Raw genomic sequence first — 25,127 nt, forward strand, 5'->3', positions numbered from 1 at the left:
TCGCTCTCTCCAGGGTTTCCCCCTAGGTCGCATACCCGCGCCCACATACGCAATATGGCTCCCGCGGTATGTGGCTTGCGGTCCAAGCGACTAACGTCCAGGCTTGGCCGGAAACACCGAGCCGCCCACGAGGCCGAAGAGCATGAGTACAGAGCGCAACAACATCCAACCCGTCCGTTTTTTCCATCGCGGCAAGATCGTCGAGGTGAGCGGCGTGCATCCGACCCGCTCGGTGCTCGACTGGCTGCGCGAGGACGCGCACTGCACCGGCACCAAGGAAGGCTGCAACGAGGGCGACTGCGGTGCCTGCACGGTGGTGATCGGCGAGCTGGCGACCGACGCCAATGCGCCCGATGCCATCGGTGGCCTGCAGCTGCAGACGGTCAACGCCTGCATCCAGTTTTTGCCCACGCTGCACGGCAAGGCGCTCTTCACGGTCGAAGACCTGAAGGCGCAGTGCGCCACCCCGAAATCACAGGACAAGAAGCACCCCGTCCACACGCTGCACCCGGTGCAGCAGGCGCTGGTCGACTGCCATGGCTCCCAGTGCGGCTTTTGCACGCCGGGCTTCGTGATGTCGCTGTGGTCCACCTACGAACACCACCAGGCCGAGGGCACGCAGCCCACGCGCCAGCAACTGGCGGACGACCTCTCGGGCAACCTCTGCCGCTGCACGGGCTACCGGCCGATCCTCGATGCGGGGCAGCGCATGTTCGACCTGCCGAGCGTGCGGCTCGACACCAAGCCCGTGGTGGCCGCGCTCACTGCCTTGCAGAACGACGGGCTCGACTATGCGGCGCCGCTCGGCGCCCGCATGGACCATTTCCACGCCCCCAAGACCATTGCCCAACTGGCCGCGCTGCGCGAGCAGAAACCGCGCGCACAGCTGCTGGCCGGCTCCACCGACGTCGGCCTCTGGGTCAACAAGCAGTTCCGCGACCTGGGCGACATCATCTATGTGGGCGACGTGGCAGAACTGAAGACCATCGAGACCCGGCACAACGACGAGGGCGGCGAGCTCTACATCGGCGCCGGCGCCTCGCTCGAATCCGCCTTCGAAGCGCTGGTGCAGCGCGTGCCCAGCCTGCAGGACGTGTGGCTGCGCTTCGCCTCGCCGCCCATCCGCCATGCCGGCACCATGGGCGGCAACGTGGCCAACGGCTCGCCCATCGGCGATTCGCCGCCGGTGCTGATGTCGCTCGACGCGCAGATCGAACTGCGCCGCGGCGACGCGGTGCGCCGCATGCCGCTGCCCGACTTCTACATCGACTACATGAAGAACCAGCTGCAGCCCGGCGAGTTCGTGCAGGGGCTGGCGATTCCGCTGGCCGCCATGCGCCGCCAGGTGCGTGCCTACAAGATCAGCAAGCGTTTCGACTGCGACATCTCGGCGCTGTGCGCGGGCTTCGCGATCGATCTGGAAGAGGGTAGCGACACGGTGAAGGCGGTGCGCCTGGCCTTCGGCGGCATGGCCGCGACCGTCAAGCGCGCGGCGAACGCCGAAGCCGCGCTCGTCGGCAAGCCATGGACCCAGGCCAGCGTGGCCACCGCCAAGCTCGCGCTGGCGCAGGACTTCAAGCCCCTGTCGGACATGCGCGCCTCGGCCGACTACCGGCTGCAGGTGGCGCAGAACCTGATCCAGCGCCTCTGGCTCGAAACCCGCACCGAGGACGCGCTCTCGCTTGAAGAAACCAGCGTGTGGAGCGCGATGCCCCATGCCGCTGTCAAGACCGCGGTGGAAGGAGCCTGACCATGAACAAGCCCATCGACGCCCGCCTGCTGCAGCCCGCGGAGGCTTTTGCCGACTACCTGAAGAACACCGCCGCGCGCATCGACCCCGCGGCCGAAGCAGTGGCGCACGATCTCGGCGCGCGTGTCGGCATCAGCCGGCCGCACGAGTCGGCACACCTGCATGTGGCGGGTGAAGCGACCTACATCGACGACATTCCCGAGCTCACCGGCACGCTGCATTGCGCGCTCGGGCTTTCGCCTGTTGCGAACGGCCGTGTCACCGCGCTGTCGCTGGACGTGATCCGCGCGATGCCCGGCGTGGTCGCGGTGCTGACGGCCGACGACATTCCCGGCACCAACGATTGCGGCTCGATCGTTCACGACGACCCGATCCTGCTGCCGGTGAACGACGGCGGCCAGATCCGCTACCTCGGCCAGCCCGTGTTCGCGGTGATCGCCGAAACGCGCGAAGCCGCGCGCCGTGCCGCCGCCAAGGCGAAGGACGCGATGACCGTCGAGGCCGAGCCGCCCGTCATCACGCCGCAGGACGCGCATGCGCGCGGCCAGTACGTGGTGCCACCGATGCACATCGTGCGCAGCGGCGGCAGCGCCAACGAAGGCGACGAAGCTGCCGTGCGCGCCGCCATCGCGAAGGCGCCGCATCGCCACAAGGCCACGCTCGACGTGGGCGGTCAGGAGCAGTTCTACCTCGAAGGCCAAATCAGCTACGCCATTCCGAAGGAAGGCGGCGCGCTGCACATCCACTGCTCGACGCAGCACCCGAGCGAGATGCAGCACCTGGTGGCGCATGCGCTGCACCTGCAGTCGAACGAAGTGCATGTGGAATGCCGGCGCATGGGCGGCGGCTTCGGCGGCAAGGAATCGCAGTCGGCGATCTTCGCGTGCGTGGCCGCCATTGCGGCGCGGCAGCTGCAGCGCCCCGTGAAGCTGCGGCTGGACCGCGACGACGACTTCATGATCACCGGCCGCCGCCACTGCTTCTGGTACGAGTACGACGTGGGCTACGACGACGAGGGCCGCATCCTCGGCGCGGAGATCACCATGGTCTCGCGTGCCGGCCACTCGGCGGACCTCTCGGGCCCGGTGATGACGCGCGCGCTGTGCCACTTCGACAACGCCTACTGGCTGCCCAACGTGGCGATGCACGGCTTCTCGGGCAAGACCAACACGCAGAGCAACACCGCGTTCCGCGGCTTCGGCGGCCCGCAGGGCGCCATCGCCATCGAGAACATCCTGGACTCGGTGGCGCGCGAGCTGAAGCGCGACCCGCTCGACGTGCGGCGCGTCAACTTCTACGGCAAGGCAGAGAACAACGTCACACCCTACCGCCAGACCGTGACCGACAACATCGTCCACGAACTCGTGGCCGAGCTGGAAGCCAGCAGCGACTACCGCGCGCGGCGCGAAGAGATCGCCGCCTTCAATGCCAAAAGCGTGGTGCTCAAGCGCGGCCTGGCACTGGCGCCGCTCAAGTTCGGCATCTCTTTCAACGTGAAGCACTTCAACCAGGCCGGCGCGCTGGTGCATGTGTACACCGACGGCTCGATCCTGGTGAACCACGGCGGAACCGAGATGGGGCAGGGCCTCAACACCAAGGTGGCGCAGGTGGTGGCGCACGAGCTGGGCGTGAGCTTCGATCGCGTGCGCGTGACCGCGACCGACACCACCAAGGTGGCGAACACCTCGGCCACCGCCGCGTCGACCGGCGCCGACCTGAACGGCAAGGCCGCGCAGGATGCGGCGCGCCAGATCCGCGAGCGTCTCGCTGAGAGCGCCGCCGAACGCCACGGCGGCAAGGCGAGCGAGGTGCGCTTTGCGAACGACAAGGTCGAAGTCAGCGGCCGCACGCTGGCCTTCAGCACGGTCGTCGGCGAGGCGTATCTCGACCGCAAGCAGCTCTGGTCCGACGGCTTCTACGCCACGCCCGGCCTCAGCTGGGACAAGGACAAGATGCAGGGCCGCCCGTTCTACTACTACGCCTACGGCGCTGCGGTGAGCGAAGTGGTCGTGGACACGCTCACCGGCGAATGGAAGCTGCTGCGTGCCGACATCCTGCACGACGCGGGCAAGTCGCTGAACCCGGCCGTGGACATCGGCCAGGTAGAAGGCGCCTTCATCCAGGGCATGGGCTGGCTGACCACCGAGGAGCTGGTGTGGCATCCGCAAAGCGGCAAGCTCACCACGCACGCGCCCAGCACCTACAAGATTCCGACCGCCAACGACTGCCCGCCCGTCTTCAACGTGCGCCTGTTCGAAGGCCAGAACTTCGAGGACTCGATTCACCGCAGCAAGGCCGTGGGCGAGCCGCCGCTGTTGCTGCCGTTCTCGGTGTTCTTCGCGATCCGCGATGCGGTGTCGGCGGCCGGCGGCCACAGTGTCGATCCGCCGCTGAAGGCGCCGGCCACGAGCGAGGCCATTCTTCGCGCGATTACCGCTGTCCAGTCCGCATAGTCACTCTTAGACTTTGGCGCATGTCCAAAGTCCTCCCAATGCCCCACGTCCTGATCCCCTTCGCGAAACACCACGGATGCGGCTTCGCCGGGCCGTGGGTGCGGCCGCCGGCAGGGGCCGGGCGAAGCGGCGCAAAGTGCGCGAAGACCGTGGGGGTGCGCCATGCGTGACCAGGCGCTTTTCGACAAGATCGATCTTCACCTGATCCGGGTGCTGCACACCGTGCTGACCGACCGCAGTGTCTCGCGCGCCGCCATTCGCCTGGGCATGTACCAGCCGGCCGTCTCGGCCGCGCTCAAGCGCCTGCGCGAGTTGTCGGGCGACCCGCTGCTGGTGCGCTCGGGCTCGGGCATGGTGCCCACCGATGCGGGGCTGCGGATGATCGAGCCGGCCGCGAGCATTTTGCGAGCGGCCGAGATGCTGTTCTCCGATGCGCGCGGCTTCGAGCCGCAGTCGGCGGCCACCACCTTCCGCATTGCAGCAAGCGACTACATGGACCCGCTCTTCCTGCCGATGCTGGTGGCGCATGTGAAGCGCGAGGCGCCGCTGTGCCAGATCGAGATCCATGCACTCTCGCCCGATTCGGATTACCACGGGCATCTGGCGCTAGGCCAGGTCGACCTGGTCATCGGCAATTGGCTCAAGCCCCCGGAAGACCTGCACATGGCGCGGCTCTTCGGCGACGAGGTGGTGTCGCTGGTCAACCAGGACCACCCGGCGGTGCGCCGCGGCTGGGACCTGGAGACCTGGCTCGCGGCCGAGCACATCGCGCCCACGCCCATGCATCCGGGCGGGCGCGGCATCATCGACCAGATGCTCGACGAACTGGGCCGGCAGCGCAACATCACCGCGCGCTGCGCGCACTTCAGCCTCATTCCCGACATGGTGGCGTCGAGCCTTCTGGTGCTCACCACCGGCCGCCAGTACTGCGAGCGCTTTGCCGCGCGGTTGCCGGTGAAGATTCTCGACTGCCCGGTGGCGCTGCCGCGGCTCATGTACTACCAGCTCTGGCACGAACGCACCCATTCGTCGAGCTCCGCGCGCTGGCTGCGCGAATGCATCAAGGACGTGGCCGCCTCGCTGCGGCCGGCTTTCTCCGCACCTTCCGCGCGAGGCCTTGCGCCTGAGGCGCCCGACACCCGAGACCCACCCTGAATCCTTCGGTCGCGCCGGCGTCGCGACCGAGGCCACGTTTGAATGAACCGCCACATAAAACAGCTGGAGACAAGCGACATGAACAGGTTTGAAGAGGTGCCCAAGGGCGCCGATCCCCACGCCTCGGGGACAGCGCCGCGCACCGCGCCGCTCAACGCGAACTGGCTTGAACGCATGTTCAAGCTCACCGAGCACAACACCACGGTGCGCACCGAAGTCATCGCAGGGCTCACCACCTTCCTGACGATGGCCTACATCATCTTCGTGAACCCCTCGATCCTGGGCGACGCGGGCATGCCCAAGGGTGCCGTCTTCGTGGCCACCTGCCTGATCGCGGCGCTGGGCACGCTCATCATGGGTCTCTACGCCAACTACCCGATCGCCATGGCGCCGGGCATGGGCCTCAATGCCTACTTCGCCTACGTGGTGGTGCTGGGCATGGGCTACACATGGCAGATCGCGCTGGGGGCGGTGTTCATCTCGGGGTGCCTGTTCCTCATCGTCACGGTCACCGGGTTGCGGGAGCTGTTCATCGCGGGCATACCGCAGTCGTTGCGAACGGCGATCACGGTGGGCATCGGCATGTTCCTCGCGCTCATCGCGCTCAAGAGCGCGGGCATCGTCGCGGCTTCGCCGGCCACCTTCGTCACGCTGGGCGACCTGCACTCGGCACCGGTGGTGCTGGCCACGCTGGGCTTCCTGGTCATCGTGACGCTCGACCGGCTCAAGGTGCGCGGGGCGATCCTCATCGGGATCCTGCTGGTGACGGTGCTGTCGTTCTTCTTCGGCGGCAACAAGTTCCACGGCGTGTTCGACGCACCCCCGTCGATCGCGCCCACCTTCATGCAGCTGGACATCCTGGGCGCGCTCCAGGGCGGCATCCTCAATGTGGTGCTGGTGTTCTTCCTGGTCGAGATGTTCGACGCCACCGGCACGCTGATGGGCGTGGCCAAGCGCGCGGGCCTGCTGGTGCCCGGCAAGATGGAGCGCATGAACAAGGCGCTGCTGGCCGACAGCGGCGCCATCTTCGCGGGCTCGCTGCTCGGCACCTCGAGCACCACGGCGTATGTGGAAAGCGCGGCGGGCGTGCAGGCGGGCGGGCGCACGGGCCTCACGGCCGTGGTGGTGGCGGTGCTGTTCCTCGCCTGCCTGATGATCTCGCCGCTCGCGAGCTCGGTGCCTGCATATGCCACCGCACCGGCGCTGCTCTTCGTGGGCTGCCTGATGCTGCGCGACCTGGTCGAGCTCGACTGGGAAGACACCACCGAGGTCATCCCCGCCGCGGTGACCGCGCTGACCATGCCCTTCACCTACTCGATCGCCAACGGCCTGGCCTTCGGCTTCATCACCTATGCGGTGCTCAAGCTGTGCACCGGCCGGGCACGGGAAGTGCATGCGATGGTGTGGGTGATCGCGGCCATCTTCCTGTTCAAGTTCGCCTACGTCGGCGGACACTGAAAACGAAGCGCCGTCGGGCGCCGATGGACGCGGCAACAGCCATCAGTGCTATTAAACTGATAGCTGTTCCCGCTTGTTGACGTTGAACGAGACAAACCCACGAAACCCGGCATGACAACCCCCAGACTCCAGCTCGCGCACATCACCAAGCGGTATCCCGCGGTGGTGGCCAACAGCGACATCTCGCTGGCCGTGGCGCCCGGCGAAATCCACGCCGTTCTCGGCGAGAACGGCGCCGGCAAATCGACCTTGATGAAGATCATCTACGGCTCGGTCAAGCCCGATGAAGGCACGGTCACCTTCGACGGCCAGGCCGTCACCCTGCGCAACCCGCAGCAGGCGAGGGCGCTGGGCATCAGCATGGTGTTCCAGCACTTCAGCCTGTTCGACACGCTCACCGTGGCCGAGAACGTATGGCTGGGCCTGGACAAGTCGCTGCAGCTGGCCGAAGTGGCTCGCAGCATCACCGCCAAGGCGAGCGAGTACGGCCTGGACATCGACCCCTCGCGCCCGGTGCACACGCTGTCGGTGGGCGAGATGCAGCGGGTGGAAATCATCCGCGCGCTGCTCACCAACCCCAAGCTGCTGATCCTGGACGAGCCGACCTCGGTGCTCACGCCGCAGGCGGTCATCAAGCTCTTCACTGTGCTCAACAAGCTGGCCTCCGAGGGCTGCAGCATCCTCTACATCAGCCACAAGCTGCATGAGATCCGCGAGCTGTGCACCGCGTGCACCGTGCTGCGCGGCGGCAAGGTGACGGGCGTGTGCAATCCGCAGAACGAAAGCAACGCCTCGCTCTCGCGCCTGATGATCGGCAGCGAGCCGCCGGCGCTGCAGCACCGCCCGGTGCACGCGGGTGCCGTGGCGCTGCGCGTGAAGGGGCTGACGCTGGCGCGCGAAGACCAGTTCGGTGTCGACCTCGACGGGATCTCGTTCGAAGTGCGCGCGGGCGAAGTGGTGGGCATTGCGGGCGTCTCGGGCAACGGCCAGAAGGAACTGCTCTACACGCTCTCGGGCGAAGACGTGCGCGCCGACGCGTCGATGGTGGATGTGTTCGACAAGCCCGCCGGTCGGCTGCGCCCGCGTGCGCGGCGCGCGCTGGGCCTGCACTTCGTTCCCGAGGAGCGACTTGGCCGCGGCGCGGTGCCCACGCTGGGCCTGGCGCACAACCTGCTGCTCACGCGCAGCAATGCGGTGGGCAAGGGCGGATGGATCCGCACCTCGGTGCTGGAGAAGCACGCCAAATCGATCATCGAGCGCTTCAACGTCAAGGCCGGCGGGCCGCGTGCGGCGGCGCGCTCGCTCTCGGGCGGTAACCTGCAGAAATTCATCGTCGGCCGCGAGATCGACGCCAACCCCAGGCTCTTCATCGTCTCGCAGCCGACCTGGGGCGTGGACGTGGGCGCGGCTGCGCTCATTCGCGGCGAGATCCTTGCGCTGCGCGATGCCGGCTGCGCGGTGCTGGTGGTCAGCGAAGAGCTCGATGAGCTGTTCGAGATCAGCGATCGCCTGCATGTGATCGCCAAGGGCCGGCTCTCGCCTTCCATCGACCGCGCCGCGGCCACGCTGCCGCAGATCGGCGAATGGATGAGCGGCCTCTGGCAAGAACACAAGACCGGGGAGGCCGCCCATGTTTAAGCTCGAACCCCGTCCGGAGCTTTCGCGCTTCTGGACCTTTGCCTCGCCGATCCTGGCGCTGCTCATCACCGTGCTGATCGGCGTGGCGCTGTTCGCCGCGCTCGGCAAGGACCCGGTCAAGGGCCTGATGGTGTTCTTCTACGAGCCCATCAAGAACGGCTACGCGCTCGGTGAGCTGATGATCAAGGCGACGCCGCTGCTCATCATCGCGCTGGGCCTGGCGGTGTGCTTTCGCTCCAACGTCTGGAACATCGGCGCCGAAGGGCAGTTCGTGTTCGGCGCCATCGTCGCGGGTGGCGTGGCGCTGCTGGCCGACAAGAACACGGGCTCATGGATCGTTGTCGCCATCCTTGTCGCGGGCACGCTCGGCGGCATGGTGTGGGCGGGCATCGTGGCGTTCCTGCGCGACAAGTTCAACGCCAACGAAATCCTCGTGAGCCTGATGCTGGTCTACGTGGCCACGCTGCTCCTGAGCTACATGGTGTTCGGCCCGTGGAAGGACCCGCAGGGCTACAACTTTCCGCAGTCCAAGACCTTCGAGGCGGTCACGCAGATTCCGCGGCTCTTCAAGGGCTCGCGCGTGAGCATCGGTCTGATCATCGCGCTGGTGGGTGTGGGCGTGCTGTGGGTGTTCCTGTTCCGCACGCGCGCGGGTTTTGCGCAGCAGGTCGGCGGTCTCGCCCCGGCGGCGGCGCGCTATGCGGGCTTCTCGGCGCGGCGCGCGGTGTGGATCGCGCTGCTCACCTCGGGCGGTGCCGCGGGCCTGGCCGGTGCGCTCGAAGTGGCGGGGCCGCTCGGCCAGCTCACGCCTTATGTGCCGGCGGGCTACGGCTTCGCGGCCATCATCGTGGCCTTCGTCGGGCGGCTGCATCCGGTGGGCATGGTGTTTTCGGCCATCCTCATGAGCATGTTCTACATCGGCGGCGAGCTGGCGCAGTCGCGCCTGGGCTTGCCGAAGTCGCTGACCGGCGTGTTCCAGGGACTGCTGCTGTTCACGCTGCTGGCCTGCGACACGCTCATCGCCTACCGCATCCGCCGCAAGGCGGCCGCGAAAGCCGCCGCCATGGCCACGAGCTCGCTGCAAGCCAGCACGCCGCTGACCGCGCCCGTTGCGCGCCCGAACGAAGGAGCCCTCTGACATGGACAGCTACGCACTCCTGCTCGGCTCCACGCTGAGCGCAGGCACCGTCCTGGCCATTGCGGCACTGGGCCTTCTGATCAACGAGAAGGCCGGCATCGTCAACCTCGGCGCCGAAGGCATGATGCTCTGCGCCGCCATCGCCGGCTTTGCGACGGTGGTGATCACCGGCAACCCCTGGCTCGGCTTTCTGGCCGGCATGGCGGCGGGCGCCGTGCTCGCGGCCTTCTTCGGCGTGCTGGTGATCTGGCTCAACACCAACCAGTACGCGACCGGGCTCGCGCTGAGCCTGTTCGGCGTGGGCTTCTCGGCCTTCGTCGGCATCAACTTCGTGCAGGCCAAGTTGCCCGAGAGCGCGAGCTACGCGATTCCGGTGCTGGCCGACATTCCGCTGGTCGGCCCCGCGCTGTTCCGCCATCACCCGATGGTGTATTTCGCGGTGGTGCTGACCGTCGGCCTCATCTGGTTCCTGTACCGCACGCGCGCGGGCCTGGTGCTGCGCTCGGTGGGCGAATCGCCCGAGTCGGCCCATGCGCTGGGCTACCCGGTGCGGCGCATCCGCTTCATGGCGGTGGTCGCGGGCGGCGCGCTGTGCGGGCTGGCCGGGGCTTACCTCTCGACCGTCTACACACCGCTCTGGGTCGAAGGCATGGTCGCGGGTCGCGGGTGGATCGCATTGGCGCTCACCACCTTCGCCACCTGGCGGCCGGTGCGCGTGCTGCTGGGCGCCTACCTTTTCGGCGGCGTCTCGATGCTGGGCTTTCACCTGCAGAGCAGCGGGGTCGACGTGCCGCCGCAGTTCCTCAGCATGCTGCAGTACATCGCGCCCATCGTGGTGCTGGCGCTGATTTCGCGCAACCCCGCGTTCATCCGCATCAACATGCCGGCTTCCATAGGGAAACCGTTCTACCCCGGCTCATAATCGCGTTCCCGTTTTCCCGCCAACCCGTCCTTACCGAGGATTTCCGACAATGAATGATCTGAACAAGCGCTCCCTGCTCAAGCTGGCTGCCCTCACGGCGGTCGCTTCGGCGGCCCTGATCGGCTGCGGCAAGAAAGAAGAAGCGGCAGCACCGGCAGCGGCGCCCGCGCCCGCTCCGGCACCCGCTGCGGCCGCACCGGCACCGGCCGCGCCGCTGAACATCGCATTCGCATACATCGGCCCGGTGGGCGACGGCGGCTGGACCTTCGCGCACGACAACGGCCGCAAGGCGCTCGAGAAGGAATTCGGCGACAAGATCAAGACCACCTTCGTGGAAAGCGTGCCCGAAGGCGCCGATGCCGAGCGCGTGTTCCGCGACCTGGTCGGCCAGGGCAACAAGCTGATCTTCGGCACCACCTTCGGCTACATGGAGCCCATGCTCAAGGTCGCGAACGACAGCAAGGACGTGAAGTTCGAGCACGCCACCGGCTACAAGACGGCCGACAACATGCGCACCTACGACAGCCGCACTTACGAAGGCGCGTACATGGCCGGCGTGATCGCGGGCACCATGACCAAGAGCAACACGCTGGGCGTGGTCGGCTCGGTACCCATTCCCGAAGTGCTGCGCAACATCAACAGCTTCACGATGGGTGCCCAATCGGTCAACCCGAAGATCACCACCAAGGTCGTGTGGGTCAATGAATGGTTCAGCCCGCCGAAGGAAACCGAAGCAGCCACCGCCCTCATCAACGGCGGCGCCGACGTGCTGTTCCAGAACACCGATTCGCCCGCCGTGCTCAAGACCGCGCAGGAAAAAGGCAAGCGCGCCTTCGGCTGGGATTCGGACATGACCGCCTACGGTCCCAAGGCCCACCTGGGTTCGGCCACCATCAACTGGGCGCCGTACTACATCAAGGCCACGCAGGACGCGCTGGACGGCAAGTGGGCCACCGGCCAGTCCTGGTGGGGCGTGAAGGAAGGCGCCATCGACCTGGTGTCCATCGCCGAAGACGTGCCTGCCGAAACCAAGGCCAAGGTCGAAGAAATCAAGAAGGGCCTGAAGGACGGCAGCTTCGTGATCTGGAAGGGCCCCATCCTCGGCCAGGACGGCAAGGAAGTGATCGCCAAGGACGCCGTGGCCGACGACAAGTTTCTGACCGGCATCAACTTCTACGTCAAGGGCGTGGAAGGCAAGGTGCCGGGCGGCGACAAGAAGTAATCGGGTCGCCCCCAGGCAGGGGCCTTGTGCCGATGGAAAGCTGCCACTTGTTGGCAGCTTTTTTTTCAACGAGAGGTTCGCACCATGAAGCTGATGTCTTTCATCGCGGGCGCCGCGCTGCTGTCGGTCTCGCTGTCGTTCGCCGGCGGGCCCGCGAAGTTCTCGAAGGGGGAGCAGCCGCTGCAGAAGGCCGTCTCGGACACCGAGATGTGCTTCCACTTCGCTGGCGAGTTCAACGGCGACGGCTCGGCGCGCGACAAGGAGATCAACCGCATGCAGCGCAAACATTGCGGCAAGGCCGGCCAGCAGTTGCTGCTGAAGGCCTACCGCGCGAACCCGCAGGATGCGCGCCTCTATCCGGCGGTGCTGATGCTCAACAGCCTGACGAGCGAGTTCCTGTCGAAGGCCGAGGTTGCCAGGCTGTGCGCGGTGGCCAGGACCGAGCTGGTCTGCCAGTGAAGGCGGCCGCGTCGCCGCAACGACGAACTCCTTGCGTCCGCGCCCTCGCTTGAGGGTATACGTTTTCGCCGATCGCGCAGGCACTGGCTGCCCTTATGCTGTGCGGGATCACAACGCAGATTTCCCACGCCATGACCGCCTTTCGCCCCGCCTTCGACAAGAGCTTCGACCACATTCCCGCCGACCGCCTGCCCGAACTGCTGCGCGCCATGCCCAAGGCCGAGCTGCACATGCACATCGAAGGCTCGCTGGAGCCCGAATTGATCTTCGCGCTCGCGCAGCGCAACGGCGTGGCCATTCCCTACGCCAGCGTCGAAGACCTGCGAAAGGCCTACGCCTTCACCAATCTGCAGAGCTTCCTCGACATCTACTACGCCGGCGCCAGCGTGCTGTTGAAGGAGCAGGACTTCCACGACATGGCCTGGGCCTACCTGGAGCGCGCCGCGGCCGACAACGTGGTGCACACCGAGATGTTCTTCGACCCGCAGACGCACACGGCGCGCGGCGTGTCGATGGAGACGGTGGTCAACGGCCTGCATCGCGCGTGCGTCGATGCGCAGCCCAGGCTGGGCGTGAGCGCGTCGCTCATCCTGTGCTTCCTGCGCCACCTGAGCGAAGAAGAAGCCTTCGAGACGCTGGAGCAGGCGCTGCCGTTCCGGGACAAGTTCATCGGCGTCGGCCTCGATTCCAGCGAGGTCGGCCATCCGCCCGAGAAGTTCGCCCGCGTGTTCGCGCGATGTCGCGAACTGGGCTTTCATCTGGTCGCGCACGCGGGCGAAGAAGGCCCGCCCGAATACGTGTGGAGCGCGCTCGACGTGCTCAAGGTCGAGCGCGTCGACCACGGCGTGCAGAGCGCCAAGGACCCGGCGCTGATGAAGCGGCTCGCGCAAGACCGCATTCCGCTCACCGTGTGCCCGCTGTCGAACCTCAAGCTCTGCGTGTTCCCGGACCTCGCGCAGCACAACCTGGGCGCGCTGCTCGACGCGGGCCTGGTCGCCACCGTCAACTCGGACGACCCCGCCTACTTCGGCGGCTACATGAACCAGAACTTCACGCAGACCTTTGCGGCGACCGGGCTCAATGCACAGCAGGCCTGGCAGCTCGCGGCCAACAGCTTCGAGGGCAGCTTCATCGACGCGGCGGCCAAGCGCGCCTATGTGGACCGGCTCAACGCCGTCTTCGCAAGCTTCTGATCCGCAACGGCGGGCCGCGGCACCAGCAGCGGCATCGCCACCAGCGCACAGGCGCTGGCCGCGAACCACACCATCGGCCACCCCTGCAGTGCGAGCAGGTGCGGAATGGAAAAGGGCGTGACGAAGCACACCAGGAACACGCTGGTGTTCGCCATGCCCAGCGCCGTGCCCGCGCGCGCCGCACCGGCCAGCGTGGCGAGCTCGGTGTAGGCCACGCCGTGCCAGGCCGACACGCAGACGCCGCTCACCCCCAGCAGGACGACCAGCGCGATGCGCAGCGCCGGTGAGTCGGCGGTGTGCGTGCCCGCGGCCATCACCAGCACCGCGAGCGCGGCGAAGAGCGCCACGCTGAGCGCGCTGCAGGCGCGGAGGTAGGCCGGGCGGTTGCGACGGCGGTCGGTCCATCGGCCGCTCCATACGCGCATCACCATCGCACCGACCTGCGTAAAGACCATGGTGGCGGTGATCGTCGCAAGGCCCGCATGGCCGAAGTCGTGCAGGAACACCGTGCCGAAGGACAGCACCGCAAACTGCGGCGCGCAGAGGATGCCGATGCCCAGCACGATGCGCCACACGCGCGCGTCGCGCAGCGGGCCTCTTTGGAATGGGCTCGATGCGTTCGATGCGAGGGCAGCGTCGGCGCGCGGCACGATGGGCGGTTCGTGCACCCAGGCCCAGCTCATCACCGCGCTCAGCGCGCACAGCACCGCCAGCAGGCCGTAGAGCGCGGCAAAGCCGAAATGCAGCGCCACATACGGCAACACCAGCGCGCCGATGCCGCCACCCAGCGGCACGGCGGTCTGGCGGATGCTCATCGCGAGGCCGCGTTCGCCGGCGTCGAACCACGTCATCACCGCACGGCCGCTCGCCCCGTTCACGCTGCCGCCCAGCAGGCCGACCAGCAGCAGCCCCGCGGAGAGCCAGCCCAGGCTGGGGATGTGCTGTGCGCTCGGCGCGGCCCAGAGCGCCATCCCCACCAGCGCGAGCGCGGTGCTGCCCAGGCCGGTCAGCAGCACCGGCCTGTCGCCCCAGCGGTCGGTCAACAGGCCCCACGGCAGCTCGCTCACCGCAATGCCCAGGCCCATGAGGCCGAGCACCAGTCCGAGCGTGGCGTTGTCGAGTTGGTAGCCGGTGCGCATGAGCACCGCGGTCATCGGAATGCCGCTGAACGCCACGGAAAAGGCCGCGTTGGCGGCCACGCCGGCGGCCAGCACTTTCCAGCGGTGGCGGGGCAGGCATGAGGCGGCGGAAAGGGTCAATGAGGTCATGGTGCAAAGCAGTGTCCGCCGTTGCAAAGGTTTTGAAAATCAGAAAATAATTGATCAATCGTGCTGAAAATCAGGACGATTGAATAAGGAAGATGCCATGTCCCAGGTGATGTTCGATCTCGATGTGCTGCGCAGTTTTTCCACCGGCATCGCACTCGGCAGCTATGCCCGCGCGGCCGACCGGCTGGGCCGCTCCACCTCGGCGGTGAGCGCGCAACTGAAGAAGCTGGAGGCGCAGGCCGGCACGGTGCTGTTCCGCAAGGCAGGCCGCGGCCTGGAACTCACCGACGCGGGCGAAACCCTGCTGGCCTACGCGCACCGCATGCTCGAACTCAACGAGGAAGCGGGCGCAGCGATGCGCGGCGTCGACCTGCAGGGTTGGGTGCGGCTCGGCCTGCAGGAAGACTTCGGCGAAACGCTGCTGCCCGCCGTGCTGGGCCGCTTTGCACGCGCGCACCCCAAGGTGCGCATCGAGGCCTGCGTGGCGCGCAGCGCCGAGCTGCGCGAGCGGCTCGAACTCGGCCAGCTCGACCTGGCGTTGGCGTGGGATGCGGGCGATCACCCGCCATCGCTGCATGCCGAGCGCGTGGCGCGGCTGCCGCTGCAGTGGATAGGCCCCGCATCGACCGATGCACTCGACGCGTCGTGGTGGAAAGAGCGCGCGCAGCGCGGCCACGGCGCGCGCAAGTCCAGGGAGCCGCTGCCGCTGGTGCTGCTCGACGCGCCATGCCCGCTGCGCGACATCGTCACCAGGTCGCTGGACCGCGCCGGCGTGCCGTGGCGCCACGCGTTCACGAGCGCGAGCCTCGCGGCCCTGTGGGCGGCGAGTTCGGCCGGCCTGGGCCTGACGGTGCGCACGCCTTTCGGGCTGCCCTCGCATGTGCGTGCCATCGACCGCACCGCGGTCGGCCTTCCGGCGCTGCCGCAGATGTCGCTGGCGCTCTACCGCGCGCAGGCCAATGCCGAAGCGCCCGTGGGCCGGCTGGCCACGCTCCTGCTCGAAGCGGTGCGCCAGCATGTGCGGTCGGACCCTGCGCAATTGCACTGAGTTGCACTGAGCACAATCCCTCTCATCGACGCTGTGGCAATGCCTGAGAATCCGCCGCTGGAGACAACACACACAAGCGATACCGCATGGCCAACGCGCAAAACTTCCTGCATCTGTGGGATGACCGGTTCCTCTACATCACGCCGGCGATCCAGTCGGGGCTGACGGCGCGCTCGTCGGCCACGCTGCTGGCGTCGGTCAGCGGGCATCCGTTCACGCTGGAAGCCGTCGACGGCACGCGCGTGCGCTGCACCGCCGCGCTGGTGGCGCCGCATGTGTCGCGCCGGCTCGATGTCGATGGCTGCGGGCTGCTGTCGCTCAACCTCGACCCGGCCTCCGGCGCCTACCGCATGCTGGCCCGCTGCATGGGCGGCCACGGCATCCAGGCCATCGATGCGCGCCGCTTCGGGCGCCTGCGCGACGACTTCGACCCCGCGCAGCGCGGCATGCTGGGCGACCCGCAACTGCAGCTGCTGAGCGCGAAGATGGTCGAGGCGATCACCGAATGCCCGGAGCATGTGACGCCCATCGACCGGCGCATCGCGCGTGTGCTGCAGGCCATCCGCGAGCACGCGGGCCAGATCTCGCTGAAGGAGCTGTCGGCGGTGGCCTGTCTCTCGCCCGACCGCCTGACCCATCTGTTCGCCGAGCAGGTGGGTGTGTCGGTCAAGCGCTATGCGCTGTGGACCAAGGTGCGGCGCACGGTGCAGCAGTTCACCGGCCGCCGGCCGCTCACCGACGTGGCGCTGGCCAGCGGCTTCACCGATGCGGCCCACATGAGCCGCACCTTCCAGCGCTACTTCGGCCTGCCGCCGTCCTTTCTTGCGAGCCAGGTGCATGTGACGGCGGACGCGCAGGCCTCGCATGCTTGGGGCAGGGCGACGGTTCACTGATCCTCCCGAGGACAGCGGCTACGTTCAAGCCGCAGCCGGTCTCCCTGCCTAAGCTGGCGGTGCTCCATCAAGAGAGCATCAACTGGAGACATCAATGAGACAGACATCCTCGCGCGGCGCCATGCCGCTGTCCTTGCTTGCATTGGCGACCGCCGCCGCGCTCACCGCCTGCGGCGGCGGTGGAGGTGGCGGCAACGGGTTCTCTTTCCTGCCCATCGGCGGCAACCCGCCCACCAACCCGCCGCCCGAAGGCACCTACAAGGCCGAGATCCGCCGCACCGCGATGGGCGTGCCGCACATCAAGGCCGACAACTGGCCCGGCGTGGGCTATGGCTACGGGTTTGCGCAGGCCGAAGACGACCTGTGCACGATGGCCGACTCGTTCCTCACCTATCGCGGCGAGCGCTCGCAGTACTTCGGCGCGGACGCGCAGCTCGTGGCCGCGAGCACCATCGCGCGGCCGAAGAACATCGACGCCGACTTCTTCCACAAGCACGTGATCTCGGCCGATGTGCTCGACAAAATGATCGCGGCGCAGCCCGACAACCTCAAGCAACTGGTCGAGGGCTTTGCCGCCGGCTACAACCGCTACGTGCGCGACGTGAAGGCCAGCGGCACGGCGCACGAAGCCTGCCGCAGCGAGGCGTGGGTCAAGCCCATCACCGCCGAGGACATCTACCGCCGCATGTACGCGGCCAACCTCGCGGGCGGCTACAGCAACTTCCTGCCGAACATCGCCAGTGCGATCGCACCCGCACCGGTAGCACCCACCAAGACCGCCTCGCGCGGCAAGCTCAGCAAGGCGCCGCTGCAACTCGCCGAGGGCGGCACGCGCGTGCCCGAGCTGCAGGTGGGCGGGCACGAAGGCGTGGGCAGCAACATGATCGGCTTCGGCACCGCCGCCACCGGCGATGCCAGCCCGTTGCTCTTCGGCAATCCGCACTGGTACTGGCGCGGACCCGATCGCTTCTACCAGGCGCAACTCACCATTCCGGGCCAGCTCAACATCAGCGGCACCTCGTTCCTGGGCATTCCGGTGATCCTCATCGGCTTCAACGACAACATTGCATGGAGCCACACGGTGTCGACCGCGCGCCGCTTCGGCTTCTTCGAGCTGAAGCTCGCATCGGGCGACCCGACCAGCTACATGCGTGACGGCAGCGCGGTGAAGATGCAGGCGCTGAACATCACCGTCAACGTGAAGCAGGCAGACGGCAGCGTGGCGCCGGTGACCCGCACGCTCTACAAGTCCGAGTACGGGCCGATGGTCAACCTGGCCCCGCTGAACGCGGCGCTGGGCTGGAGCCAGACCTCCGCCTTCGCGATCCGCGACATCAACGGCGAGAACTACCGCACATTCAGGAACTGGCTGCGCTGGAACCAGGCGAAGTCGCTCGACGAGTTCATCGCCATCCAGCGCGAGGAGTCGGCCATTCCATGGGTCAACACCGTGGCCGTGGGCCGCGGCGCGGCCAAGTCCTGGTATGCCGACATCGGCGCGATTCCCAACGTGTCGCCGACGCAGGTGGCCAGTTGCACGACGCCGCTGGGCGCGGCGCTCGGCCCTTCGCTGCCGCGCGTGCCCGTCTTCGACGGGTCGAAAAGCGAGTGCGACTGGCAGACCGATGCCGACTCTGCCCAGACGGGCGCGCTCGGCCCGGCCCGCATGCCCAGCCTGATGCGCGACGACTACGTCGCCAACATGAACGACAGCTATTGGCTAGCCAATCCGAACGCACCGCTGACCGGCTACCCGGACATCATGGGCCCGGCGGGCACCGCGCCCGTCACCTTCCGCACGCGGCTGGGCAACCTGCTCGCGCAGGGGCGCCTCGCGGGCACCGACAACTACCCCGGCAAGGTGGCCACCCCCGACACCGTCAAGCAGATGGTGCTCAACAGCCGGGTGCTGACGGCCGAGCTGTTCAAGGCGCAGGCGCTGGCCATGGTGTGCGCGACGCCGACGATCAACGTGGCGACCGATCCGCAGGGCGGCGCCGCCATCGGCCGCGATGTCGATACCGGGCCGGCCTGTGCCGTGCTCCAGGCGTGGAACAACACCGGCGTGAGCGGCGCGCGCGGCGCCCACATCTGGGACGAGTTCTGGAACCGGGCCTCGCTGCTGTCGTCGGCCACGCTCTACAACGTGCCGTTCAGCGCGAGCGATCCGATCCATACGCCGCGCGACCTGAAGAGCGGCGCATCGGCCGCCTTGCAGCAGGCCTTCGGCGCCGCCGTGGCACGCGTGGAAGCCAGCGGCTACGCGCTGGATGCCCAGCGCGGCGACTACGTGTTCGCCACGCGCGGCGGCCAGAAGATTCCGCTTTACGGCGGGTGCGGCGGGCCGGGCTACTTCACCATCGCGTGCTCCGAAAACCGGCTCGACCAGGGCGGCTACACGATGGACGGCAACCCGAACGGCAACAGCTACATGCAGATCGTGCGGTTTCCCGAGGGCGGTGTGGAGGCGCACACCTTCCTCACGTTCTCGCAGTCGGACGACCCGGCCTCGGCGCACAACGCCGACTACACCCGTGCGTACAGCGCCGGGCAGTGGCTCAAGGTGCCATTCTCGGAAGCGGAGATCAAGGGCGATGCGGCCTACCGCAGTGCGGTGGTGAGCGAATAGGGCGCGAGCAAGGCTGGGCGCGGGTTGAAGCCCCGGTCTTAGAATCCGCACCCCGCAGCCGGGCGTCCCGGCCGGCTGCGGGTTTTTGCTTTTCCGGGGCCATGTAGAGGACCACCATGTACAAAAACCTCGCGGGCCGCGCCGTTCTGGCGTGGGCAGCCGCCTGTTTTCTATCTCCCGCTTTTTCCCAACCGCAGGCCGCCAAGGCGCCGCTGAAGATCGGCTTCGTCTATGTCGCGCCGGTCACCGACGCAGGCTGGGTGCGCCAGCATGAAGAGGGCCGCAAGGCTGTGGACGCAGCGCTCGGCGCGAGGGTAAAGACCACCTTCGTCGAGAACGTGGCCGAAGGCGCCGATGCCGAACGCGTGATCCGCGACCTGGCGCAGCAGGGCAACCAGCTGATCTTCACGCCCAGCTTCGGTTACATGGAGCCGACGCTGAAGGTGGCGCGCGATTTTCCGGATGTGAAGTTCGAATCGATCACCGGCTACAAGCAGACGCCGAATGTGGCGACCGCCAATGCGCGTTACTACGAAGGCCGCTATCTCGCGGGCATCGCCGCCGGTCGCATGACGAAGACGAATGTCGCGGGCTACGTGGCGGGCTTTCCGATTCCAGAGGTGCTGCAGGGCATCAACGCGTTCACGCTGGGCATGCGTTCGGTGAACCCGGATGCGAAGGTGGTCGTGGTGTGGCTCAACGAGTGGTTCGATCCGCCGAAGGAGCGCGACGCCGCGATGGCCGTCTTCAACCAGAACGCCGACGTCGTCGCCTTTCACACCGGCTCCACCGCGGTGATGGCCGCGGCGCAGGAGCGCGGCAAGATGGCCGTGGCCTATCACTCCGACATGCTCAAGATCGCGCCCGATGCGCAGATCGTCGCGGTCACCCACCAGTGGGGCGGCTACTACACGCAGCGCGCGAAAGCGGTGCTCGACGGCACCTGGAAGAGCGCCAACCTCTGGGGCGGCGTGAAGGAAGGAATGATCCGCGTCGGCGACTTCGGCTCCAAGGTGCCCAAGGCCGTGCAGCAGGAAGTGCTGGCACGGCAGCAGGACATCGCGGCGGGCAAGCTGCAGCCGTTCCGCGCGGTGAACGGCGATGTGCGCGACAACGAAGGCCGCGTCGTCATCGCCAGGGGCGCGCAACTGAGCGACGAGCAGATCCTGAAGATGAACTGGCTGGCCGAAGGCGTGCAGGGGCGCGTGACGCGCTGAACCGGCTGTTTCGGCGGCGCGCGCAGAGTGCGTTCCGCATATAGCACTCATACGCGCATGGAAATTGCGACGGCGCGGGGCTGGATTACCCTCCGCATCCACGATGAAAAAAGCCTACCGCGCCTCCCTCCTGCGATTCGACGCCGACGGCCAAGCCGTTTTCGATGAAGACGGCCTCCTGGTCGTTGCGCCCGACGGTGCCGGCCGCCAGCGCGTGGTCGATGCCGGCAGCCATGCCGCCGTGGCGCCGCGCCATCCCGATGCCGAAGTGACCCACCTGCCGGGCCGCATCCTCGCGCCGGGCTTCGTGGACATGCACATCCACTTTCCGCAGACCGACATCATCGGCGCGCCCGCCGCCGGCCTCTTGCCCTGGCTCGAGAACTACACCTTCCCGGCCGAAAGCAAGTTTGTCGACCCCGCGCATTCACGTGAAGTGGCCGATGTGTTCTTCGACGAGCTGCTGCGCAACGGCGTGACCACCTCGCTCACCTTCGCCACCTCGCACGTCGCCTCGGTCGATGCCTTCTTCGAGAGCGCGCAACGCCGCGGGCTGCGCATGATCACCGGCAAGGTGCTGCAGGACCGCAACTCGCCCGACGGCGTACGCGACGACACCGAGCAGAGCCTGGTCGATACCGAATCGTTGATCCGCAAGTGGCACAACGTCGACCGGCTGGGCTACGCCATCACGCCGCGCTTTGCGCCCACCAGCACCGATGCGCAGATGCGCGGCGCGGGCGAACTGGCCGCGAAGTACGGCGACACCTGGATCCAGTCGCACGTGGCCGAGAACCGCGACGAGGTGCAATGGGCGCGCGAGCTGTATCCGCAGTCGCGCTCCTACCTGGACGTGTACGCCGGCTTCGGCCTGATGCGCGAGCGCGCGGTGTACGCGCACTGCATCTACATCGACGACGAAGACCGCCGCCTGATGCGCGAGACGAAAACGGCCGCCGCCGTGAGCCCGACGAGCAATCTGTTTCTGGGCAGCGGCTTCTTCGACTTCGGCGCGGCCGACCGCGCCCAGGCGCCCTACGGCCTGGCGAGCGATGTGGGCGGCGGCACCAGCTTCAGCCCCTTCCAGACCATGATGGCCGCCTACTACGTGGGCCGCGAAGGGCAGACCAAGACCGGCCTGAGCATTGCGCCGTCGCAGCTTTGGTGGCACCACACCGGCGGCGCGGCGCGTTCGCTGGGGCTCGACGGCGTGGTCGGCAACCTGCAGCCGGGCTGCGAGGCCGACTTCCTGGTGCTCAACCCCTCGGCCACGCCGCTGCTCGCGCGCAAGACGAAGCTGGCCAACAACCTCGAAGAGCTGCTGTTCGCGATGATCGTGCTGGGCGATGACCGGCTGGTCGAGCGCACGGTGATTTCGCAGGCGGGCTGAACTGCGCCCCGGGGGAGGGCGCACAGGGCGCCCATGCCACAATTCGGCCCCGATTCCCCCGCAGCAGCATCAGCGAGCGCATATGAGCATCAAGAGCGACAAATGGATCCGGCGCATGGCCGAGCAGACCGGCATGATCGAGCCCTTCGAGCCCGGCCAGGTGCGCGAGGCCGGCGGCCACAAGATCATCAGCTACGGCACCTCCAGCTACGGCTACGACATCCGTTGCGCGCCTGAATTCAAGGTCTTCACCAACATCCACAGCACCGTGGTCGACCCGAAGAACTTCGACGAGAAGAGCTTCGTCGACATGCACGGCGACTACTGCATCATCCCGCCCAACAGCTTCGCGCTGGCGCGCACGGTCGAGTACTTCCGCATTCCGCGCAACGTGCTCACCATTTGCCTCGGCAAGAGCACCTATGCGCGTTGCGGAATCATCGTCAACGTGACCCCTTTCGAGCCCGAGTGGGAAGGCTACGTGACGCTGGAATTCAGCAACACCACGCCGCTGCCCGCCAAGATCTACGCGGGCGAAGGCTGCGCGCAGGTGCTGTTCTTCGAGAGCGACGAGGTCTGCGAAACCAGCTACAAGGACCGCGGCGGCAAGTACCAGGGCCAGCGCGGCGTCACTCTGCCCAAAACCTGACGCGGCGACGGGCCGGGCGCTGACGCCCGGTTACCCCGCGCCGCGCCCGGACAAGTACCATCCTGCCGTCACCGGCTGCTTCCGCAAGGCCGGCCAAGGAGACTGCGATGAGATGGGAAGGCAACGAACAATCCGAAAACGTCGAAGACCGCCGCGGGCAGGGCGGTGGGGGCGGAGGCGGCGGTTTCTTCGGCGGCCGCAGCATCGGCATCGGCACCATCGCGGTCGCGCTGGTCGCGGGCTGGGTCTTCGGCATCAATCCGCTCACCGTGCTGAGCATGCTCAGCGGTGGCGGCGGCCCGGCCCCGGTGCAGCAACAGCAACAGGGCCCCGCGCCCAAGCCGCCGGCGAACGACCGCGAAGCGGCCTTCGTGTCGACCGTGCTCAAGAACACCGAAGTGGTGTGGACCGATCTCTTCCGCAAGAACGGCGGCAGCTACCAGGCGCCCCGGCTCGTGCTGTTTCGCGGCGCGACCCCCACTGCCTGCGGCACCGGGCAATCGGCCATGGGCCCGTTCTACTGCCCGGGCGACAAGAAGGTCTACATCGACCTGGGCTTCTACGAAACGCTCAAGAACCAGCTCGGCGCACCGGGCGAGTTTGCGCAGGCGTACGTCATCGCGCACGAGGTGGGCCACCATGTGCAGGACGAGCTGGGCATCACCGCCAAGGTCGACGGCATGCGCGGGCGCCTGAGCCAGTCGCAGAACAACGCGATGAGCGTGCGCGTCGAACTGCAGGCCGATTGCTTTGCGGGCGTGTGGGCGCACCATTCGCAGGAATCGAAGAAATGGCTGGACCCGGGCGACATCGAGGCCGCCATGAACGCCGCGCAGAAGATCGGCGACGACGCCTTGCAGCGTTCGGCAGGCCGTGCCGTGGTGCCCGACAGCTTCACCCACGGCAGCAGCGCCCAGCGCCAGCGGTGGTTCGGCACGGGCTACCAGAGCGGCGACATGAAGTCCTGCGATACCTTCAACACGAAGAATCTCTGAGTTCCCCCGGCCCGGAAAGCCCGCGTGTCCAGTACCTTTGTTGCTATTGATTAAATAGCAACGAAGGTGTCGCGGGCGTTTTCACAACGCTGTCACTGCCGTTTTTTGCGGCAATGCGACAATAGCGGGCTCAATGACAAGCTCCTTCTCCAATCTTTCGCTGGCAGAACCGCTGGCCCGCGCCGTAGCCGAAATGGGCTACGAGACCATGACACCGATCCAGGAGCAGGCCATTCCGGTCGTGCTGTCGGGCCAGGATGTGATGGGCGCCGCGCAGACCGGCACCGGCAAGACGGCGGCGTTCTCGCTCCCCCTGCTGCAGCGCATGCTCAAGCACGAAAACGCCTCCACCTCGCCCGCGCGGCATCCGGTGCGTGCGCTGGTGCTGCTGCCCACGCGCGAACTGGCCGACCAGGTCGCGCAACAGGTCAAGCTCTACGCCAAGTACACCAACCTGCGCAGCACGGTGGTGTTCGGCGGCATCGACATGAAGCCGCAGACGCTGGAACTCAAGAAGGGCGTCGAAGTGCTGGTGGCCACGCCCGGCCGCCTGCTCGATCACATCGAAGCCAAGAACGCGGTGCTCAACCAGGTCGAATACGTGGTGCTCGACGAGGCCGACCGCATGCTGGACATCGGCTTCTTGCCCGACCTGCAGCGCATCCTGAGCTACCTGCCCAAGCAGCGCACCACGCTCCTGTTCTCGGCCACCTTCTCGCCTGAAATCAAGCGCCTGGCTGGCAGCTACCTGCAGAACCCGGTCACCATCGAAGTGGCGCGGCCGAACGAAACGGCTTCCACCGTCGAGCAGCGCTTCTTCAGCGTGAGCGACGACGACAAGCGCCGCGCCCTCTCACAGATCGTGAAGCAGCGCGGCATCACGCAGGCCTTCGTGTTCGTCAACAGCAAGCTCGGCTGCGCACGCCTGGCCCGTTCGCTCGAACGCGACGGCCACCGCACCACTGCGCTGCACGGCGACAAGAGCCAGGACGAACGCCTGAAGGCGCTGGCCGCGTTCAAGGCCGGCGAAGTCGACCTGCTGGTGTGCACCGACGTCGCGGCCCGCGGCCTCGACATCAAGGACGTGCCCGCCGTCTTCAACTTCGACATTCCGTTCAACGCCGAAGACTACGTTCACCGCATCGGCCGCACCGGCCGTGCCGGCGCCTCGGGCCTGGCCGTGAGCTTTGCCAGCGGCGGCAACGATGCCCGCCTGGTGGCCGACATTGAAAAACTGATCAAGAAGAAGATCGAGCTCGAACCTGTCGAGTTCGAAGAAGACCGTCCGCGCGGTCGCATCAACGACGGACGCCGCCACTGGCGCGAAGAAGGCGAAGCCGGCGACGCACGCGATGTGCTCGACCAGCCGCGCGAACGCAGCGGCAGCAGCTTCGGTGCTGATGCTCCCCGTCGTGGCAGCAGCGGCGGCGGCGCACGCCCGCACCGGGCGCCTTCGGCGTCGCGCGATCCCTTCTTCGACAAGCCCTACGAGCCGGGCCAGGCCGCCGAGGCCACGCCGGCGTGGGAAGCTGCCGCCAAGGCCGCGCCCGCGCGCGGCATCTCGAGCAACATCAAGAGCAAGCGCAAGGTCGCGGCGCTGTTCAAGAGCGCAGAGCCGAGCTGATCGCCTCGAACGCAGCGCAAGACAAA

The 25,127-nt window shown here is 67.3% G+C and carries 19 protein-coding genes; 18 read left to right on the forward strand and 1 reads right to left on the reverse strand.

The annotated features are described in order from the left end of the window. Window positions 1–142: 142 nt before the first annotated feature. The 10 genes from xdhA (at window position 143) to ABIC90_RS17200 (ending at window position 13,388) form a co-directional block, all read left to right on the forward strand. Window positions 143–1,750, forward strand: a complete 1,608-nt coding sequence (gene xdhA / locus ABIC90_RS17155; protein ID WP_354356008.1) for a xanthine dehydrogenase small subunit — start codon at window positions 143–145, stop codon at window positions 1,748–1,750. 2 nt (window positions 1,751–1,752) lie between these two features. Further along, window positions 1,753–4,203: a xanthine dehydrogenase molybdopterin binding subunit gene (gene xdhB, locus ABIC90_RS17160; protein WP_354356010.1), complete on the forward strand. Its 2,451-nt coding sequence runs from the start codon at window positions 1,753–1,755 to the stop codon at window positions 4,201–4,203. Between the two features lie 162 nt (window positions 4,204–4,365). Beyond that, the gene (locus ABIC90_RS17165) at window positions 4,366–5,358 is read left to right on the forward strand and encodes a LysR family transcriptional regulator (RefSeq protein WP_354356012.1); all 993 of its coding nucleotides are present in this window, start codon (window positions 4,366–4,368) and stop codon (window positions 5,356–5,358) included. 78 nt (window positions 5,359–5,436) lie between these two features. Next, window positions 5,437–6,816 (forward strand): NCS2 family permease, encoded by a 1,380-nt coding sequence (locus tag ABIC90_RS17170; RefSeq protein WP_354356014.1) that lies wholly within the window; start codon window positions 5,437–5,439, stop codon window positions 6,814–6,816. 111 nt (window positions 6,817–6,927) lie between these two features. Next, window positions 6,928–8,454 carry an ABC transporter ATP-binding protein gene (locus ABIC90_RS17175; RefSeq protein ID WP_354356016.1) on the forward strand — a complete coding sequence of 509 codons (1,527 nt, stop codon included), beginning with the start codon at window positions 6,928–6,930 and terminating at the stop codon, window positions 8,452–8,454. Beyond that, entirely contained in the window at window positions 8,447–9,592 is a 1,146-nt protein-coding gene (locus ABIC90_RS17180) for an ABC transporter permease (protein ID WP_354356018.1), read from the forward strand. The genes ABIC90_RS17175 and ABIC90_RS17180 overlap by 8 nt, the downstream gene beginning before the upstream one ends. A 1-nt stretch (window position 9,593) precedes the next feature. After that, a complete protein-coding gene (locus ABIC90_RS17185; RefSeq protein ID WP_354356020.1) occupies window positions 9,594–10,514 on the forward strand; it encodes an ABC transporter permease in 921 nt (306 codons plus the stop codon). A gap of 49 nt (window positions 10,515–10,563) precedes the next feature. Further along, window positions 10,564–11,736 carry a BMP family ABC transporter substrate-binding protein gene (locus ABIC90_RS17190; RefSeq protein ID WP_354356022.1) on the forward strand — a complete coding sequence of 391 codons (1,173 nt, stop codon included), beginning with the start codon at window positions 10,564–10,566 and terminating at the stop codon, window positions 11,734–11,736. Between the two features lie 84 nt (window positions 11,737–11,820). After that, window positions 11,821–12,195: a hypothetical protein gene (locus ABIC90_RS17195; RefSeq protein ID WP_354356024.1), complete on the forward strand. Its 375-nt coding sequence runs from the start codon at window positions 11,821–11,823 to the stop codon at window positions 12,193–12,195. A gap of 131 nt (window positions 12,196–12,326) precedes the next feature. Then, window positions 12,327–13,388, forward strand: a complete 1,062-nt coding sequence (locus ABIC90_RS17200) for an adenosine deaminase (protein ID WP_354356026.1) — start codon at window positions 12,327–12,329, stop codon at window positions 13,386–13,388. Here the strand turns inward: ABIC90_RS17200 and ABIC90_RS17205 are convergent. Continuing rightward, the gene (locus ABIC90_RS17205; RefSeq protein WP_354356028.1) at window positions 13,349–14,656 is read right to left on the reverse strand and encodes an MFS transporter; all 1,308 of its coding nucleotides are present in this window, start codon (window positions 14,654–14,656) and stop codon (window positions 13,349–13,351) included. The two genes, ABIC90_RS17200 and ABIC90_RS17205, sit on opposite strands and share 40 nt — an antisense overlap. A 97-nt stretch (window positions 14,657–14,753) precedes the next feature. Here ABIC90_RS17205 and ABIC90_RS17210 point away from each other — a divergent pair, with 97 nt between their 5' ends. The 8 genes from ABIC90_RS17210 (at window position 14,754) to ABIC90_RS17245 (ending at window position 25,101) form a co-directional block, all read left to right on the forward strand. After that, window positions 14,754–15,704 carry a LysR substrate-binding domain-containing protein gene (locus ABIC90_RS17210; RefSeq protein ID WP_354356030.1) on the forward strand — a complete coding sequence of 317 codons (951 nt, stop codon included), beginning with the start codon at window positions 14,754–14,756 and terminating at the stop codon, window positions 15,702–15,704. Window positions 15,705–15,790: 86 nt separating this feature from the next. Beyond that, window positions 15,791–16,597, forward strand: coding sequence for a helix-turn-helix domain-containing protein (locus ABIC90_RS17215; protein WP_354356032.1), 807 nt, complete (start codon window positions 15,791–15,793; stop codon window positions 16,595–16,597). 94 nt (window positions 16,598–16,691) lie between these two features. Beyond that, entirely contained in the window at window positions 16,692–19,226 is a 2,535-nt protein-coding gene (locus tag ABIC90_RS17220) for a penicillin acylase family protein (RefSeq protein WP_354356034.1), read from the forward strand. Window positions 19,227–19,342: 116 nt separating this feature from the next. After that, a complete protein-coding gene (locus ABIC90_RS17225; protein ID WP_354356036.1) occupies window positions 19,343–20,443 on the forward strand; it encodes a BMP family ABC transporter substrate-binding protein in 1,101 nt (366 codons plus the stop codon). Window positions 20,444–20,546: 103 nt separating this feature from the next. Next, a complete protein-coding gene (gene guaD / locus ABIC90_RS17230; protein ID WP_354356038.1) occupies window positions 20,547–21,833 on the forward strand; it encodes a guanine deaminase in 1,287 nt (428 codons plus the stop codon). A gap of 82 nt (window positions 21,834–21,915) precedes the next feature. Next, complete coding sequence (gene dcd / locus ABIC90_RS17235) at window positions 21,916–22,482, forward strand: dCTP deaminase (RefSeq protein ID WP_354356040.1); 567 nt, start codon at window positions 21,916–21,918, stop codon at window positions 22,480–22,482. A 107-nt stretch (window positions 22,483–22,589) separates the two neighbouring features. Further along, on the forward strand, window positions 22,590–23,477 hold the full coding sequence (gene ypfJ / locus ABIC90_RS17240; protein ID WP_354356042.1) for a KPN_02809 family neutral zinc metallopeptidase: 888 nt from the start codon (window positions 22,590–22,592) through the stop codon (window positions 23,475–23,477). 133 nt (window positions 23,478–23,610) lie between these two features. Continuing rightward, a complete protein-coding gene (locus ABIC90_RS17245) occupies window positions 23,611–25,101 on the forward strand; it encodes a DEAD/DEAH box helicase (RefSeq protein WP_354356044.1) in 1,491 nt (496 codons plus the stop codon). Window positions 25,102–25,127 lie beyond the last annotated feature (26 nt).

The organism is Variovorax boronicumulans (assembly GCF_040544675.1).
GTDB lineage: Bacteria > Pseudomonadota > Gammaproteobacteria > Burkholderiales > Burkholderiaceae_C > Variovorax > Variovorax boronicumulans_D.

Bases quoted from the DNA above. Each gene is read 5' to 3' on its own strand.
- xdhA (WP_354356008.1), top strand. From the start codon at position 143: ATGAGTACAGAGCGCAACAACATCCAACCCGTCCGTTTTTTCCATCGC.
- xdhB (WP_354356010.1), top strand. From the start codon at position 1,753: ATGAACAAGCCCATCGACGCCCGCCTGCTGCAGCCCGCGGAGGCTTTT.
- ABIC90_RS17165 (WP_354356012.1), top strand. From the start codon at position 4,366: ATGCGTGACCAGGCGCTTTTCGACAAGATCGATCTTCACCTGATCCGG.
- ABIC90_RS17170 (WP_354356014.1), top strand. From the start codon at position 5,437: ATGAACAGGTTTGAAGAGGTGCCCAAGGGCGCCGATCCCCACGCCTCG.
- ABIC90_RS17175 (WP_354356016.1), top strand. From the start codon at position 6,928: ATGACAACCCCCAGACTCCAGCTCGCGCACATCACCAAGCGGTATCCC.
- ABIC90_RS17180 (WP_354356018.1), top strand. From the start codon at position 8,447: ATGTTTAAGCTCGAACCCCGTCCGGAGCTTTCGCGCTTCTGGACCTTT.
- ABIC90_RS17185 (WP_354356020.1), top strand. From the start codon at position 9,594: ATGGACAGCTACGCACTCCTGCTCGGCTCCACGCTGAGCGCAGGCACC.
- ABIC90_RS17190 (WP_354356022.1), top strand. From the start codon at position 10,564: ATGAATGATCTGAACAAGCGCTCCCTGCTCAAGCTGGCTGCCCTCACG.
- ABIC90_RS17195 (WP_354356024.1), top strand. From the start codon at position 11,821: ATGAAGCTGATGTCTTTCATCGCGGGCGCCGCGCTGCTGTCGGTCTCG.
- ABIC90_RS17200 (WP_354356026.1), top strand. From the start codon at position 12,327: ATGACCGCCTTTCGCCCCGCCTTCGACAAGAGCTTCGACCACATTCCC.
- ABIC90_RS17205 (WP_354356028.1), bottom strand. From the start codon at position 14,656: ATGACCTCATTGACCCTTTCCGCCGCCTCATGCCTGCCCCGCCACCGC.
- ABIC90_RS17210 (WP_354356030.1), top strand. From the start codon at position 14,754: ATGTCCCAGGTGATGTTCGATCTCGATGTGCTGCGCAGTTTTTCCACC.
- ABIC90_RS17215 (WP_354356032.1), top strand. From the start codon at position 15,791: ATGGCCAACGCGCAAAACTTCCTGCATCTGTGGGATGACCGGTTCCTC.
- ABIC90_RS17220 (WP_354356034.1), top strand. From the start codon at position 16,692: ATGAGACAGACATCCTCGCGCGGCGCCATGCCGCTGTCCTTGCTTGCA.
- ABIC90_RS17225 (WP_354356036.1), top strand. From the start codon at position 19,343: ATGTACAAAAACCTCGCGGGCCGCGCCGTTCTGGCGTGGGCAGCCGCC.
- guaD (WP_354356038.1), top strand. From the start codon at position 20,547: ATGAAAAAAGCCTACCGCGCCTCCCTCCTGCGATTCGACGCCGACGGC.
- dcd (WP_354356040.1), top strand. From the start codon at position 21,916: ATGAGCATCAAGAGCGACAAATGGATCCGGCGCATGGCCGAGCAGACC.
- ypfJ (WP_354356042.1), top strand. From the start codon at position 22,590: ATGAGATGGGAAGGCAACGAACAATCCGAAAACGTCGAAGACCGCCGC.
- ABIC90_RS17245 (WP_354356044.1), top strand. From the start codon at position 23,611: ATGACAAGCTCCTTCTCCAATCTTTCGCTGGCAGAACCGCTGGCCCGC.